General features: G+C 67.4%; 13 protein-coding genes. 3 read left to right on the top strand and 10 right to left on the bottom strand.

What is annotated here, in order from left to right:
- Positions 1–298: 298 nt before the first annotated feature.
- The 7 genes from AC1ROY_RS33645 to AC1ROY_RS33615 form a co-directional block, all read right to left on the bottom strand.
- Complete coding sequence (locus AC1ROY_RS33645; RefSeq protein WP_493153328.1) at positions 299–931, bottom strand: glutathione S-transferase family protein; 633 nt, start codon at positions 929–931, stop codon at positions 299–301.
- A gap of 40 nt (positions 932–971) precedes the next feature.
- The gene (locus tag AC1ROY_RS33640) at positions 972–1,160 is read right to left on the bottom strand and encodes a hypothetical protein (protein ID WP_493153327.1); all 189 of its coding nucleotides are present in this window, start codon (positions 1,158–1,160) and stop codon (positions 972–974) included.
- Positions 1,090–2,196, bottom strand: a complete 1,107-nt coding sequence (locus AC1ROY_RS33635; RefSeq protein ID WP_493153326.1) for an MFS transporter — start codon at positions 2,194–2,196, stop codon at positions 1,090–1,092. Before AC1ROY_RS33635 ends, AC1ROY_RS33640 begins: the two co-directional genes overlap by 71 nt.
- Positions 2,171–2,917 carry an SDR family NAD(P)-dependent oxidoreductase gene (locus AC1ROY_RS33630; protein WP_493153325.1) on the bottom strand — a complete coding sequence of 249 codons (747 nt, stop codon included), beginning with the start codon at positions 2,915–2,917 and terminating at the stop codon, positions 2,171–2,173. The genes AC1ROY_RS33635 and AC1ROY_RS33630 overlap by 26 nt, the downstream gene beginning before the upstream one ends.
- A gap of 103 nt (positions 2,918–3,020) precedes the next feature.
- Complete coding sequence (locus AC1ROY_RS33625; RefSeq protein ID WP_493153324.1) at positions 3,021–4,019, bottom strand: zinc-dependent alcohol dehydrogenase family protein; 999 nt, start codon at positions 4,017–4,019, stop codon at positions 3,021–3,023.
- A 36-nt stretch (positions 4,020–4,055) separates the two neighbouring features.
- On the bottom strand, positions 4,056–5,189 hold the full coding sequence (locus AC1ROY_RS33620) for an alkene reductase (RefSeq protein WP_493153323.1): 1,134 nt from the start codon (positions 5,187–5,189) through the stop codon (positions 4,056–4,058).
- 94 nt (positions 5,190–5,283) lie between these two features.
- Positions 5,284–6,120, bottom strand: a complete 837-nt coding sequence (locus AC1ROY_RS33615; RefSeq protein ID WP_493153322.1) for an alpha/beta fold hydrolase — start codon at positions 6,118–6,120, stop codon at positions 5,284–5,286.
- 420 nt (positions 6,121–6,540) lie between these two features.
- Between AC1ROY_RS33615 and AC1ROY_RS33610 the strand changes: the two genes are divergently transcribed.
- Together AC1ROY_RS33610 and AC1ROY_RS33605 are read left to right on the top strand one after the other, a co-directional pair.
- The gene (locus tag AC1ROY_RS33610) at positions 6,541–7,425 is read left to right on the top strand and encodes a LysR family transcriptional regulator (protein ID WP_493153321.1); all 885 of its coding nucleotides are present in this window, start codon (positions 6,541–6,543) and stop codon (positions 7,423–7,425) included.
- Between the two features lie 304 nt (positions 7,426–7,729).
- Positions 7,730–10,603 carry an ATP-binding protein gene (locus AC1ROY_RS33605; protein WP_493153320.1) on the top strand — a complete coding sequence of 958 codons (2,874 nt, stop codon included), beginning with the start codon at positions 7,730–7,732 and terminating at the stop codon, positions 10,601–10,603.
- Between the two features lie 220 nt (positions 10,604–10,823).
- On the opposite strand, the gene AC1ROY_RS33600 is transcribed toward AC1ROY_RS33605, so the two are convergent.
- The 3 genes from AC1ROY_RS33600 to AC1ROY_RS33590 are packed head-to-tail and all read right to left on the bottom strand — an operon-like array spanning position 10,824 to position 13,062.
- Positions 10,824–11,216 (bottom strand): hypothetical protein, encoded by a 393-nt coding sequence (locus AC1ROY_RS33600; RefSeq protein WP_493153319.1) that lies wholly within the window; start codon positions 11,214–11,216, stop codon positions 10,824–10,826.
- Positions 11,213–12,559: a recombinase family protein gene (locus AC1ROY_RS33595; RefSeq protein WP_493153318.1), complete on the bottom strand. Its 1,347-nt coding sequence runs from the start codon at positions 12,557–12,559 to the stop codon at positions 11,213–11,215. Before AC1ROY_RS33595 ends, AC1ROY_RS33600 begins: the two co-directional genes overlap by 4 nt.
- Complete coding sequence (locus AC1ROY_RS33590) at positions 12,556–13,062, bottom strand: DUF2924 domain-containing protein (RefSeq protein ID WP_493153317.1); 507 nt, start codon at positions 13,060–13,062, stop codon at positions 12,556–12,558. Before AC1ROY_RS33590 ends, AC1ROY_RS33595 begins: the two co-directional genes overlap by 4 nt.
- 1,070 nt (positions 13,063–14,132) lie before the next feature.
- On the opposite strand from AC1ROY_RS33590, the gene AC1ROY_RS33585 reads away from it, so the two are divergent.
- Positions 14,133–14,579: a hypothetical protein gene (locus AC1ROY_RS33585; protein ID WP_493153316.1), complete on the top strand. Its 447-nt coding sequence runs from the start codon at positions 14,133–14,135 to the stop codon at positions 14,577–14,579.
- The last annotated feature ends 36 nt before the right edge of the window (positions 14,580–14,615 follow it).

Below are 14,615 nucleotides of genomic sequence, written 5' to 3'. Positions count from 1 at the left end.
CGACGCCGATCACAGCCGACCCGTTCGACCAGAACGACGACGGCACGAACTGCCTACGCTGTGGACGCCTGGTTCAACCGGCACGGGAGAAGCGTGGGCTGATGACGTGCGCGAGCTGCGGATAACCTCGCGTCGCCAATGTGTCTGAGTTTGGCCGGAAGCAGCCTGTCGGCTTCCAGCTTCGAGCGATGATAAAGCAGCCACTCCGTGCTGAGAACAGCAGCGCCTTTTCTCCTTGAGCTGCTTTCGGACTGGAGTCGTAAAGGAGTCGCGGCTGACAGCTGGACTTTGAGTGGGCTCAGGCTGTCGCGCTAGGCCGGTGCGTCACGGCGTCGTACCATTTCCGCATCGCCGTTGCGCTATCGGGCAGCGGCACTGAGAAGGCGCGCGTCGCGAAGTCGACGGTGACGAGCGCAGTGATATCGGCTGCTGAGTAGCCGTCGCCCGCGATATAGGGGACCTCCGACAGACGCGCATCGAAATCCGCATAGAAGTCCGCGACACGCTGCTTGCTGCGCTCCACCAGTGCCGGGATCTGCTCGTAACCATGGGGGCCCGAGATGGCACGGCCCCTCAGCCCCGCGGCGTTGTTGCGCACGCCTTCCATCACGGCGGCGAAGCCCTCGAGCTCCGCCCGGCGCTCCCACATCGCGATCAGCGCCTTCTCCTTCGGCGTCGCGCCGAGCAGGGGGATCTGCGGGAAGGCCTCGTCGAGGTAGCGCATGATCGCCGGCACCTCGCCGATGGTGGTGCCGTCGTCCAGGACGAGCGCCGGGACCACTTGGCGCGGGTTGATCGCGCGATAGGCCTCGGAGAACTGCTCCTTGGAGCCGAGATCGACGGGGACAAGCTCGATGTCGAGCTTCTTCTCGGCGAGCAGGATCCGCACGCGGCGGGAATTCGGCGAGCCGCTAGAATGATAGAGCTTCATGCTCGGTATCCTTGTGTTTGAGAAGGGAAAGGCTCGCCCCTCAGGAGGTGGCGAGTTGAGCGGCCGGCATCGTCCGGCGGCCGAAGAAGGCGACGAGGATCGCCGAGGCCACGGCCAGCGCGGCGCCGGCATGCAGCGCGGCGGACAGGCCCGCGCCGTCATGGATGACCCCGCCGGCATAGGAGCCGAGGGCGATCGAAAGCTGGAAATTGGCGACGAAGAGCGCCATGCCACCCTCGCGCAGGCCGGGCGTCGCGGCCGCCATCCACATCTGCAGCGCCACGGGAAGCGCGCCGTAGGCGATCCCCCAGACCGCCAGCGCCGCGAGGACGGCCGGCTGGGACGCGCCCAGCGATGGCAGGATCAGGATCGGCACCGCGATGAAGACGATCGCCGCCAGGAGCGTGGCCCGAAGACGGCGCAGCCCCCTGCGAACCGGCGGCGAAGTTCCCGGCCAGCCCGACCAGCGTATAGCCGAGCAGGATCGAGGAAATCGCCGTGCCGCCGAAGCCCGCGGCATCGGCCAGGAAGGGCGTGACGTAGGTGTAAGAGGCGAACTGGCCGCACAGCACCAGCGCCATCGCGCCCAGCCCCAGGCGCCCGGCCGGCGTCGCCAGAATGCCGAGCAGGTCGCGCGGGCGGACCTGGTGTTCGACCCTCAGCGCCGGCAGCAGCGTCAGCTGCGCCGCTAACGCCAGGCCGGAGAGTGCGAGCGCGGCACCGAAGGCCACGCGCCAACCGAAGACATCGCCTAGCAGCGCGCCCGCGGGCCCGCCGATCAGCATCCCCAGCGAGACGCCGGCGAAGATCACCGAGGTCGCGCGGCCGACCTGCGGCTCCGCGACGAGCCGCGCGCCCAGGCCGGCGCCGATGGCCCAGAAGCCGCCGATGGAGATGCCGAACAGGGCCCGGGCAAGAATGAGCAACCAAAAATTCGGCGCCAGCATTGCGATCAGGTTCGAGGCCAGGAGGAAGGCCCCGAGCAGCTGCAGGACGCGCCTCCAGTCGAAGCGGCCCGCCAGCAACGTGAGCAGCGGCGCGGAGACCGCGGCCAGCAGGCCCGGCGCGGTCATCATGATTCCGGCCGTGCCCTCGCTGACCGAGAGGCTCTCGCTGATGTAGCGGAGCAGCCCGACGGGCAGGAATTCCGTCGTGCAGAAGACCGTGGCGCTGAGCGCGACCGAGAAGACGGCCGCCCAGCGCGATGCGGGGGGAGAGGTCGACATGATCAGGCCTTCTTCAGAGCTTCGAGCCGCCGTCGACATGCAGGATGTCGCCGGTGATCCAGCGCGCCTCGTCGGAGGCGAGGAAGGCGATGGCGCCGGCGATGTCCTGGGGCTCCGCGAGGCGCTTCAGCGCCTGCAGCCCCAGCGCGTAGTCGCGGCCGGCCTCGGTCTTGGTGAAGTTGGACATGTCTGTCTGGACGATGCCTGGCGCGACTCCGTTGACGCGGATTCCGCGGGGGCCGAGCGCCGCGGCGAAGTGCGTCACCAGCGTGTCGACGGCGCCCTTCGTCGCGGCATAGGCCGGAATGGTCCCGACGACCGCGCGCGCCCCCAGGGAGGAGAGGAGGACGACGCTGCTGCCCTTGCACATGATGGGCAGCAGTTGCTGCACCAGGAAGAACGGCGCCCGCACATTGACTGCGAAGAGGCGGTCGAAATCCGCCAGGCTCGTCTCCTCGATTGAGGCCGGCCTGGAGATGCCGGCATTGGCGACCAGCACGTCGAGGCGCGCGCCGACGATGTCGCGCACCCGCTCCCCAAGGCGATACGGCCCCTCGGCGGCCGAGAGATCGGCCTGGATGGCCTCGGCCTTGCCGCCGGCGCCACGGATCTCGGCGACCACGGCGTCGGCCTCGGGCTTCGCGCTGCCGAAATGGACGAGCACCTGCGCCCCGGCCTTCGCCAGGGCCAGCGCCGTCGCCCGGCCGATCCCGCGGGACGCCCCGGTGACGAGGGCGGTCTTTCCAGAAAGCGATGTCATGGCACGAGCTCCTTCCCCGCGGCGGCGATGTGCCTGTCCGCCGCGGCGCCGGATGAAAGGGGAATGGGAGCCGGCCGAAGGAGCCGGCCCCCGGAGATCAGGCCTAATCGCCGACCGTCACGACGATCTTCCCGAACTGCCCGCTCTGCTCCAGATAGCGGTGCACGTCCGGCATTTCGTCGAAGCGGAACACGCGGTCGATGACCGGCTTGAGCGCGCCGGATTCCAGCCCCTTCAGGATGAACTCGACCGCCGCCTTCCGCCGCGTCTCGTCGCCGCTGGTGAGCCAGATGTTGTGGGCCTTCACCGTCACCACCTTGGCGATCATCTCCAGCACCGGCAGTGCCGTCACGCCCGGGCTGAGCAGCCCGTAGATGAAGATGATGCCGCCGAAGGAGAGCGCGGAGACCAGCGTCGAGAAGGTCGGGCCGCCGACGGGATCGAAGACGACGCGCGCGCCCTTGCCCTCGGTGATCCGCATGATCTCCGCCAGCAGGTCGGTCTCCTCCGTCGCGACGACATGCGCGGCGCCGATGTCCAGGAGCTGCTGCTTCTTCGCGGAGGTGCGGGTCAGCGCGATGGTCGTCGCGCCCGCGAGGTTGGCGATCTGGATCGCGGCCAGGGCGACGCTGCTCGACGCCGCCGGGATGACGACGAAGTCGCCCTTGCCCACCTTGGCCTCCTCGATCAGCGCGCCATAGGCCGTGGTGAACATCATCCAGACCGAGGCGGCCTCGGTGAAGGAGAGCTGCTTCGGCTGGCGCACGACGGCGTAGTCCGGCGCGAGGATGACCTCGCCATAGGTGGTGTAGTCGTTCATCGAGAACGAGGGCATGACGTCGACCGCGTCGCCGACGGCGAAGCCGCCCTGGACCTCGGCGCCCACGGCATCGACGATGCCCGCCGCCTCGTAGCCGAGGCCGGCCGGGTACTTCACGGGCTCGATGTAGTCGTCCACCCGCCACATGGCCTCGGCTCGGTTGATGCCGATCGCCTTCACCCGGATCCGGACCTCATGCGGTCCGGGCGCCGGGATCCCGGTCTCGACGAACTCCAGCACGTCCGGACCACCGGGCATGGCGAACTCGATCTTGCGTGTCATGGGATTTCTCCTGGGGATGGGGTGTGAAAGCCGGGGTCAGGCCGGAGCGAGGATGGGCGGCTCGACGGCGGGGAAGTCGGTGTAGCCATGCTCGTCGCCGCCCCAGAACGCCGCGCGGACATAGGGGGTGAGCGGCAGCCGGTTCCTCAGCCGGTAGGGCAGGTCCGGGTTGGAGGTGAAATGGCGCCCGAAGGCCACGAGGTCCGCGGTGCCGGCGGCGACGATGGCCTCGGCGCCATCCCGGTCGAAGCCGCCGGCGGCGATGATCGGCCCGGAGAAGAAGGGCCGGAGGTATTTCGACGCGACCGGGGGATGGCCCTCGTGCAGCGTGTCGTCGCCCTTGATGCGCGGCTCGATCACGTGGAGATAGGCGATCCCGTAGCCGTCGAGCACCTTCGCGACATGGCTGAAGGTCGCCTCCGGGTCGCTGTCGGAGATGCCGCCCCACTCCCCGGAGGGCGAGATGCGCACGCCGACCCGATCGGCGCCCCAGACAGAGATCAGCGCCTCGACGCATTCGCGCAGGAAGCGGACGCGGTTCTCGATCGGCCCGCCATAGGCGTCGGTGCGCCGGTTGGTGCCGTCCTGGATGAACTGGTCGACGAGATAGCCGTTGGCGCCGTGGAGCTCGACGCCGTCGAAGCCCGCATCCCTGGCGCGCTGCGCCGCAATGCGGAACTCCTCCACGATATCAGCGATCTCTTCGGTCTCAAGCGCACGGTGCGGCGAGACGGGCACCCAACCGTCCTGCGTCAGCGCGACGCCCTCGAAGGGCACGACCGAAGGCGCGACCGGCGCGACGCCGCCGGTCATGTTGACATGGCTCTGCCGGCCGCCATGGATCAGCTGCATGAAGACGCGGCCCCCCTTGTGGTGCACGGCGTCGGCGACGGCCTTCCAGCCCTCCGCCTGGCCGTCATGGTAGAAGCTGGCCGCGCCGAGATAGGAGCGCGCTGGCACGGAGATGCTGGTGCCCTCGACGATCACCAGCCCGCCCCGGGAGGCGCGCTGGCCGTAGAACTCGGCCATCATCGGGCTCGGGATGTCGCCCGGCTGGATCGTCCGCAGCCGCGTCATCGGCGCCAGGACGACCCGGTGCGAGAGCTGGTGGGCGCCCAGCCGGAGCGGCGTGTAGAGCCTGGCGGTAGTGACTTCCGTTGAACCTGACATGGTTCGGTTCCTTTCCTGAGGGCGTGTCTGCCGGTTCGCGGACCTGTCGGTCCGCGGCGACAGCCGCCGGTTCTGTGGTTCGGGTGGTTGCCCGTCAGGCGTCGAGAAACAGCCTGGCGTGCTGCACGAAGAGCTCCGGATACTGGTAGAAGGAGCCGTGGTTGGCGTCCGGATAGAGGATCAGCTGCGCATCCGGCAGCTTCTGCTGCAGGACGACGGAGTTCATCGTCGGGATGATCACGTCGTTGCTTCCCTGCACGACCAGCGTCGGCTGGCGAATGGAGGCGAGCTGGCTCTGAGCGCCCACGCCGCCATCGATGTATTGACCGATGGCCTCGCGCTGGCGCGCGGCGGCCTCCTCCGTCACCTCCGCGTCGCGATCCGTCCGGCGCCACTTGCGCTCGAGGAAGGCGAGGCCCGCCGCACGGCCGGCGACCGAGGGCGAGAAATGCACGGCCAGCCAGAGATGCTCGGGCGGGTCATAGCTGCCGGCGAAGATCTCCGCCGACCGGCTGGCCGCCATGTCGGCGCCGCGCGGACCGGTGCCGACCAGGATCAGCCTGCGCACGAGGTCCGGCGCCTGGAGCGCGATCTCCTGAGCGACCATGCCGCCGATCGAGAAGCCGAGCACGTCGACCGTCGCCAGCCCCAGGGCGCGGATGAAGGCGATCGCGTTGGCGCCCATCTCGTCGATGGAAGTGGGAACCTCTCCGGAGCTGCTGGAGACGCCGGCATTGTCGAAGAGGATCACCTCCCGGCCCTGCGCGAGTCCGTCGGTCACGGCGGGATCCCAGTAGTCCATGGTGCCCGTGTAGTGCTGGTTGAACACGAGCGGCACACCGCCCGGCCGGCCGAAGCGGCGATAGGCGAAGCGGATGCCGTTGGCCTCCACAAATTGGGTGGGGGCTGTCTGATGCGTGTGCTGCGTCATGGTCCTGATCTCGTGGGCTGGGGTTTGGAGAGAGGTCATCTGGCCGGCTTCGCGCCGTTGGTCCGGATGATCTCGCCGATGATGAAGCTGGCCCTCTCCAAGGCCGGGAAGGCGATCTCTCCGGCGACCGTCCCGTCGCCAGCGGACATCTTCCTCCTTCCGCAGATCCGCCTCGGAGAAGGCGGCCTTGGCGCCGCGCGACCGCAGCTCGGGGAGCGATGCCTGTCCGGCATTGGATTTCCGGCCGAAGACGCCGCCGAGGGCGCCCGTGATCGTGCCGACAGATCCGTTCATGAAGGCGCCTCGCATCGATGGGGATTTCGCCGAACCACCCGGCTCCCGTGCGCCAGGAATTAGGGTCGCGTTGTCCGCCGGAAAAAGACTTTGTAGGCTCCGGCCCATATCCGAGAGGCATGGCCCATGGAGCTGCGGCACCTGCGCTATTTCATCGCCGTCGCGGAGGAACGCAGCCTCACGGTCGCCGCGGAGCGGCGGCTGCACACGGCCCAGCCCTCGCTGAGCCGGCAGATCCGCGACCTGGAGCATGAGCTCGGCGCCCAGCTGCTGATCCGCAGCGCCCGCGGCGTCGAGCTGACCGAGGCAGGCCGGGTCTTCCTCGACCACGCCCGGTTGGCGCTCGCCCAGGTCGAAGCCGGGCGCGAGGCGGCGCGCCGGGCCGCCCGCCCCCGTAAGCCGGGCTTCGCTGTCGGCTTCCTGAGCGGCCAGGAGGTCACCTGGTTGAGCGAGGCAACGCGCCTCCTCGGGACCGAGCTGGCCCGCATCGAGATGATCGTGTCGAGCGAGCATTCGCCCGATCTGGCGGAGGGGCTGGCGAGCGGACGTCTCGACATCGCCTTCATGCGCGCGGAGCCAGGGCGGCCCGAGCTGGAATACGTGACCGTGGCCCGCGAGCCCTTCGTCGCCATCCTGCCGAGCGACCATCGGCTGGCGCAGCGCGAGCGCTTCGACGTGCGGGAATTGGCCAACGAGGTGTTCATCGGCGCCTCGAGCGTGGCCGGCCCCATGAAGGAGGCCATCGAGGCCTATCTCGCCGCCCACAAGCTCGACCTCGAGCCCGCGCACCGGGTCCATAATCTGACCATGGCCATGTCGCTGATCGCCTCGACCCGCGGCATTGCCTTGCTGCCGGCCTATGCGGAGAAGCTCCTGCCGTGGTCCGTGACCAGCCGGCCGCTGGAGGGGGAGGCGCCTACGATCGACCTCGTGATCGGTTACAATAGGGCAAATACATCCCCGACGCTTTCGACCTTCCTTGGCCGCATTCCACAAATCATGGGGAAGTAGAAAATGCCATACACCGGCCGATATATCAGCATGATGCGCGGAAGATGATGCTCGCGGAGACATCTTGACTTTTCCATGCCAGGATTGGATGGAGATGATCGGGATTCTTCCAGTCGTCTCCGGGGCATATCCTGGGCCAGGCCGCGCGCCGGGGCGAATAAATCGATGCAGATTCCGCTGCGCCGGCCGCCTCGCCCATGCCCGTATCGCCCGCAAATGTTTGTTGCGTTATTTCAATAAGTTGATTGGCAGCAGCCCTCGCCTCGCCCAAGATGGGCTGTAAATCCGCGTAAAGGAGCGTCGGATGCCTCGAAGGCCGAGCGCCAGTCCGGCGAAGCTGCTGGGTTTTGGCCCCTTCCGGCTGCTCCCGGACCGGGGGTTGCTGCTGCGGGGAGACGGCCCGGTCCGCATCGGCAGCCGCGCCCTCGACATCCTGATCCTGCTGGTGGAGCGCGCGGGCGAGGTCATCGGCCGGGAGGAACTGATGGCGCGCGCCTGGCCCGGCACGACCGTCGTCGAGGCCAATCTCCGCGTACACATCGCGAGCCTCCGGAAGCTGCTGGGAGAGGGTGAGGCGGGCCTGCCCTATATCGCCAGCGTGGCCGGGCGCGGCTATCGCTTCGTCGCGCCGGTGACGCGGCATTCGGAAGCAGCGGGGCCCGCCCCATCGACCCCCGTCAAGCGCGGCGGCATGGAGCTGCCCGTCCGGCTCACGCGAATGATCGGCCGCGCCGACATTGTGGCCAGGCTCGCGGCCCGTCTGCCGCAATGCCGCTTCCTCACCCTCGTCGGCACAGGTGGTATCGGCAAGACGAGCGTCGCCCTCGCGCTCGCCCAGACGCTGGCCGCCTCCTACCGTGATGGTGCCTGCTTCGTCGACCTCGCGCCTGTGGCCCATCCCCAGGCGATTCCGAGCGCCTTCTCCTCCGCCCTCGGCGTCTCCAGCCTGACGAACGACACGATCCCGAACTTGGTCGCCTTCCTGAGAGACAGGCAGATGCTGCTCGTCCTCGACAATTGCGAGCACGTCGTCGAAGCAGTGGCGGGATTGGCGGAGAGGATCCTGACCGCCGCGCCGCAGGTGCACGTCCTGGCGACCAGCCGCGAACCGCTGGGGGCCGAGGGCGAAGTGGTCCAGCGCCTGCCGCCGCTCGCGCTGCCGCCCAGGGGCCGGCGGCTGACCGCCGCCGACGCCCTTGCCTTCTCCTCGGTGCAGCTCTTCCTCGATCGCGTCTCGGCGAGCTGCGACAGCTTCGAGCTGAGCGACGCGGACGCTCCGGCCGTCGCCGAGATCTGCTGCCGGCTGGACGGGCTGCCGCTAGCCATCGAACTGGCCGCCAGCCGCGTCGACGTCTTCGGAATCGCCGGCCTCGCCGGCCTGCTGAACGACCGCTTCGGCCTGCTGCTGCGCGGCCGCCGCACCGCGCTGCCGCGGCACCAGACCCTGGACGCGACGCTTGACTGGAGCCACGAGGTCCTGACGGAGCCGGAGCGCGTGGTGCTGCGCCGGCTCGCGGTCTTCGCTGCGAGCTTCACCTTCGAGGCGGCCGTCGCCGTGGCGTCGGGCTCCGACGTTGCGGCCCCGGAGGTGATCGGTCACCTGGGCAGCCTGGTCGCGAAGTCACTCGTGGCGGCGGATCTCGGTGAGACCGGGGCACGCTACCGGCTGCTGAGCACCACGCGCGCCTATGCCCGGAGGAAGCTCGCCGAGAGCGGCGAGCTGGCGCCGCTCTCGCGCCGGCATGCGGAGCACTGCCTCCGCATGGCCGAGCTCGCCGAGACCGAGCGGGCGCCGAGGCCCGTTCAGGAATGGAGGGGCGTCCAAGCCGACCTGATCGACGACGTGCGTTCCGCCCTCGACTGGGCCTTCGCCCTGGCCGGCGACGCCACGCTCGGCGTGGCCCTCACCATCGCCGCGATTCCGCTCTGGACGCGTCTCTCGCTGAATGAGGAATGCCGCGCCTTCGTCGAGGCCGCGCTGTCTGGCCTCAATGCCGCCGAAAGCAGCAACGCCTACGACAAGCTCCGGCTCCTGGTGGCCCTTGGCGGGGCGCTCACCTACACATGGGCCCCCGCACCGGAGGTTGGCAGGGCCTGGGAGAATGCCCTGGCGATTGCTGAAGGCATGGGAAACACGGACTACCAGCTCCGCTGCCTCTGGGGCCTCTGGATCAACGAGAAGAGCCAGGGCAGGAACCGGCGCGGCCTAGAGATCGCCGAACGATCCGCGCGCATCGCGGCGGCGTCGGACGATCCCGCGGACTCGTTGGTGGCCGACCGGATGCAGGGCTATTCCCTCTATCTGCTGGGGGAACTGGACCGGTCCCGGCAGCATGTCGAGCGGATGCTCGCACGCTATGCGCCCCGGTCTAACCAGCCCCACCTCGTCCGATACCAGTTCGACCAGCGTGTGGTGGCACGCATCCCGTTGGCCTGCGTCCTGTGGCTCCAAGGGTTTCCCGACCAAGCCATGCAGGTCGTCAGTACGAACATCGAGGAGGCGAGACGGCTCGACCACGCCATCTCGCTGTCCTACGCGTTGGCGCAATCCGCCTGTCCTGTCGCCCTGTATGCCGGCGACCTGGAGGCGACGGAGCGGTTCTCGGCCCTGCTGGTGGACCATCCCTGGCAGCACGCGGTCGGGGTATGGCGCCTCTGGGGCCGAAGCTACCAGGCCGTCCTGCGGATCAGGCGAGGCGAGTTATGGAATGGAGTGGCGGATCTGCGCGGCGCACTGGCCGAATTTCCAGAGAACGCCTTTTACATGCGCCACACGGCCTTCCTGGGAGAGCTGGCCGAGGGTCTCAGCCGCGCCGGCGAGGTCGAGACGGGCCTCGGGATGATCGACCGAGCGCTCGACGTTGCCCAATGCTCCGAAGAGAACTGGTGCATCGCAGAGCTGCTGCGGATCAAGGGCGAGATTATCCTCCGGGGGGTGGAGGCGGAGTCCGTCGCACGGGCCGAAGCCTGCTTCCAGAACTCGCTCGACTGGGCGCGCCGGCAGAATGCCCTGTCCTGGGAGTTGCGGGCGACGATGAGCCTAGCGCGATTGTGGCATGGCCGCGGGCGAACAAAGGATGCGCGGCACCTGTTGGACTCGACCTACGGCAAGTTCACGGAGGGCTTCTTCACGAGCGATTTGCGAACAGCGAGAAGCTTCCTGGATGAACTGACGTAACTGGCCGGCTGCCGCGGGATGATTTGCGCGTTTGAAGGCCCTTCAACCACCGACCATAACACGCATCGCGGCGGTTTTCAGGAGCGCCTTACATGCCACTGAAAGGCCGGTCGGGCTCTCTCGTCGATCACAGCCGCATGGCTGAACGGCCGGTTTCGGGCTTGTGCGCAATCCGTCGAATGGCCGCTTTGGGCGCAGAGCCGACTCAAGCCTCGTGGTGCTAAGGAGCCAACAGAAGATCCTGCTGACGCGTCCAATCTCCGGGAAACGGCTCAAGCACCGCCGGCAAGGTGATCCCCTCACAGTCGAGCCCGTCGAGGATTGCATCGACGATATCGGGCGCCAGAAGCGTCAACCGCAGCAGCGTGCCGAGATAGCCGCGCTCAATTCTCTCCGCGCGCGCCATCTCAGTGATTGATCCGTACCGCCCCCCGTCCAGCAGCTTCTGGTATCGGAACGCGCGTGCCAGTGCCTTGAGCAGCGCCGGGTCGGACCGCGTCGACTGCACATCCTCATTGCCATCTTTGGGCACTGGCACGATGACCGTCTTGCGCCCAGCCTTCCGGCCGATCTCAAGCGGCACCCGAACGGTGATGCTCTCCGCCTCGCTCATGCTGCCGCCAGTGCTTGCGGACTGATCGCACCCAGGTCGCGGACCAGTCCGGCGAGCCCTTCGACCCGCAGCCGAATATCCGCGCCGGCCGGGCCCACCGTCACCCGCTCAACCAGGGTCTGCACGATCCGCGCCTGCTCACCGGGGAACAGCTCGCCCCAAAGTAGATCCAGTCGTTGCAGCGCCTCCCTCGCTTCCTGCTCGGTCAGGTCAGGCGCGTCAGCCTGCGCAGCCCGCCACGTGCCGACCACGATCTCCGGCTGCCGCAGGAGCGCGCGCACCTGATCCATCACCGCGGTCTCGATGGCCGCGGCGGACACCCGACGCACGATGCTGTCATCATCGGCGGCACCGCCCTTCAGCACCCGCTGGGCGACGTAGTAGCGGTACAGCCGCCCTCGCCGCACGGCATGCGTCGGTGACAGCGCCCGACCATCAGTTCCAAAGATCAGACCCTTCAGCAGGGCCGGTGCATGTTGCCGTGGCTGGGTCCGAACGCGGGGGCTGGTCTGCAGGATGGCGTGCGCCTGGTCCCACAGCTCCCGCGAGACGGTGCCGGGATGCTCGCCGGGAAACACCTGCCCCTTGTGCGTCACCTCGCCCACGTAGGTCCGCAGGTTCAGCAGCTTGTAGACGTCGCCCTTGTCGAGCAGCCGGCCCGAGCGGCTGGTCACGCCCTCGGCCCGCAGTCGCCTGGCAGTCACAGTGCCGGATCCAGTCTCGACGAAAAGCTCGAACACCCGGCGGACCCGAGGCGCCTCGTCATCATTGGGGATCAGCTTCCGGTCCCGCACGTCGTAGCCGAGCGGCACCTTCCCTCCCATCCACATCCCGCGCGCCCGGGACGCGGCGAACTTGTCCCGAATGCGCTCGCCGATCACCTCGCGCTCGAACTGCGCGAAGGACAGCAGGATGTTCAGCGTTAGCCTGCCCATGCTCGTCGTCGTGTTGAAGGACTGCGTCACCGAGACGAAGGTGACGCCGTGCGCCTCCATCGTCTCGACCAGCTTCGCGAAGTCCATCAGCGAGCGACTGAGGCGATCGATCTTGTAGACGACGATCACGTCCACCCTGCCCTGCTCGATGTCGACCAGCAGCCGCTTCAGCGCGGGACGGTCCAGGGAACCGCCGGAGAACCCGCCGTCGTCATAGCGATCCGGGACCAGGACCCATCCTTCGGCCCGCTGGGAGGCCACGTAAGCCTCACAGGCGTCCCGCTGGGCGTCCAGGGTGTTGAACTCGCGGTCCAGGCCCTCATCGGTCGATTTGCGCGTGTACACCGCACAGCGAAGCTTCCGGACAATCGCCGGCATGAGCGCCTCTGCGCGTGCCTTGCGGGTCATGCGTCACCTCGGCTGCGCAGCCCGAAGAAGGTCCAGCCGTTCCAACGCGTGCCCGTGATGTGCCGCGCGATGGCAGACAGCGATCGGTACGGCCGGCCTTCAAACTCGAAATCGTCGGCCCGGACAGTGACGACGTGCTGGACGCCCGCGTGCTCGCGGATCAGGCGCGTGCCGGGCAGCGGCCGGTGGTCCGCTCGGATCCTACGGAGCACAACGTTGCCGCCGTCCAACTGCTCGCCCAGCGCCTCGAGCCGCGCCCGGGTCTCCGGCTTGAGCCCTCCATAGGCCAGCTCCTGGATCCGATAGGCGAGCCGGCTCTGAATGTACGATCGGCTGAATGGCGGCGGCTCCTTTCCATAGAGCTCTCGCCATTGCTGTTTTAGCTGAGCGATAGGTGACGCTTGCAGCGCCGCGAGGCGGCCGAGCACGTCAGTCTTTGGGATGGCGGAGAATGTCGGCTGCGCTGATGGTGTCAGTGCGGCCAGCGCTGTGTTTCGGGTCATGCGAGTTGCCCCTCCTCGGGCGTCGCATGACCGCTCTGGTCTCGGTCGAAGTGTAGCGAACTCTCTCCGTGAACCCCGAGGTCGCGGTCGAACTCCGCGGCAGTGCGGCTGCGAAGTCGCAGTACGCCGAGCGCGAGGATCGAGCAGACCTCACGGAGATGAGGCGGCAATTGCGCGTTCATCGTCTGCATGCATGATCTCGGAGCTTGGGGTAAGCAGATTTCGCATCGCTATTGCTGGGCGGTCTACGCCGGATAAAGTTCTCCGAATGCGTCAATGCACTCCCAATCTCGCCGCGACTCTCACTTGAGCACATCCTCATCGTCCACAGACCTGTCTTTGGTCGACGCCGCGCTCGCGTGGACCGACGCCCGTCTTGTGGAGACCGTATTGGACGCGCGCCTGCGCTGGAGAGGACCCGGCACGTCGACCGAGTTGCACCCGTTCGGAAGCTCGGGGGACATGTACATAATTTTGATGGAGGATAATCCGAGGCGAAACGACGCGTGGCGAGTATATGCAGAGGCACGAAAGGCAGCGCTGGAGGACTTTCGAGGTCGCATTGCGAGTGGCGAGCTTACGTTGAAGGGCCTGAGCATGCTCCCTTCGCCGGCGCTTGCAATGATGGAAATTCCGCCCGTCTGGGCTCGGCACCTTGAATTCGATTGGCTGAGAAACTGCGTGAAATTCGGCACTGGTGTGCTGATCGTGGACCTTTCTGTCCGCCGCGCTTCTCCCATAATCCCTTCGACCGGAGCTGCCCGACGCACACCAAGCGGTAGCGCCAGTGGTCGGAAGCCATTCCCCTTCGACGAATTCGTCGCCATCGCGCGCGAATTGCCGCGAACAGCGGGAAACAAGAATGTCGCTGACGCTCTCATAGCGGCCTTTTCGCAACGCTACCCTGCCATGAAGGCCCCAGCATTTCGCACGGTCTTTGATCATGTTTCGAAGATCTATATGGAAGCTTCGAAGGGTGCCCCCCCGCTAAACCCGTAAAATCATTTCGCGGGAATGTACGGGTTTAGCGAGATAGCCAGTTGCCACGCCGCCCTGGCATCTGAGCGTGCATGGACAAGTCGCCTTTTCGCCCCACTCCCGGTTCGGAAGCCCCTGATTTCGGTACCGACGTTTGCAATTCAGATGGGAGATCTGATTCGGATCGCCCCGTACGCCTCACCTTTGGCGTCTACAATCAGACGACGCCGTGGACCGACGTCCGCGAGGTGCGTTGGGGGGAACTGTCGATAGCCCTGACGACTCACGAGATCGGCCGGAAGTCCGGCACCTGTATTGTGCCTGCCGTATTTGCTGGCACGCGCCGCCATAAGGACGATGCCCGTCAGATCCACGTGGCCATGCTCGATAGCGACAGCGGAGCAACGCTGGAGGAGATCAGATCAGCGATTGCCAACTGCGGCTGGGCCGCGGTGATCTCCTCCACGCATTCTCATCTTACCACCCGGACAGTGGTGAAGCGTAAGCGCGGCGACGAGGCCCTTATGGCTCGTGCGTGACGGTCAGCCGTTGTCGCTGGCGGCCCAGCACCACGG

The organism is Roseococcus sp. GW821-FHT12F05 (genome assembly GCF_058806835.1).
Note: the sequence above shows the minus strand (reverse complement) of the source record. Positions and strands in the feature narration are given on the sequence as shown.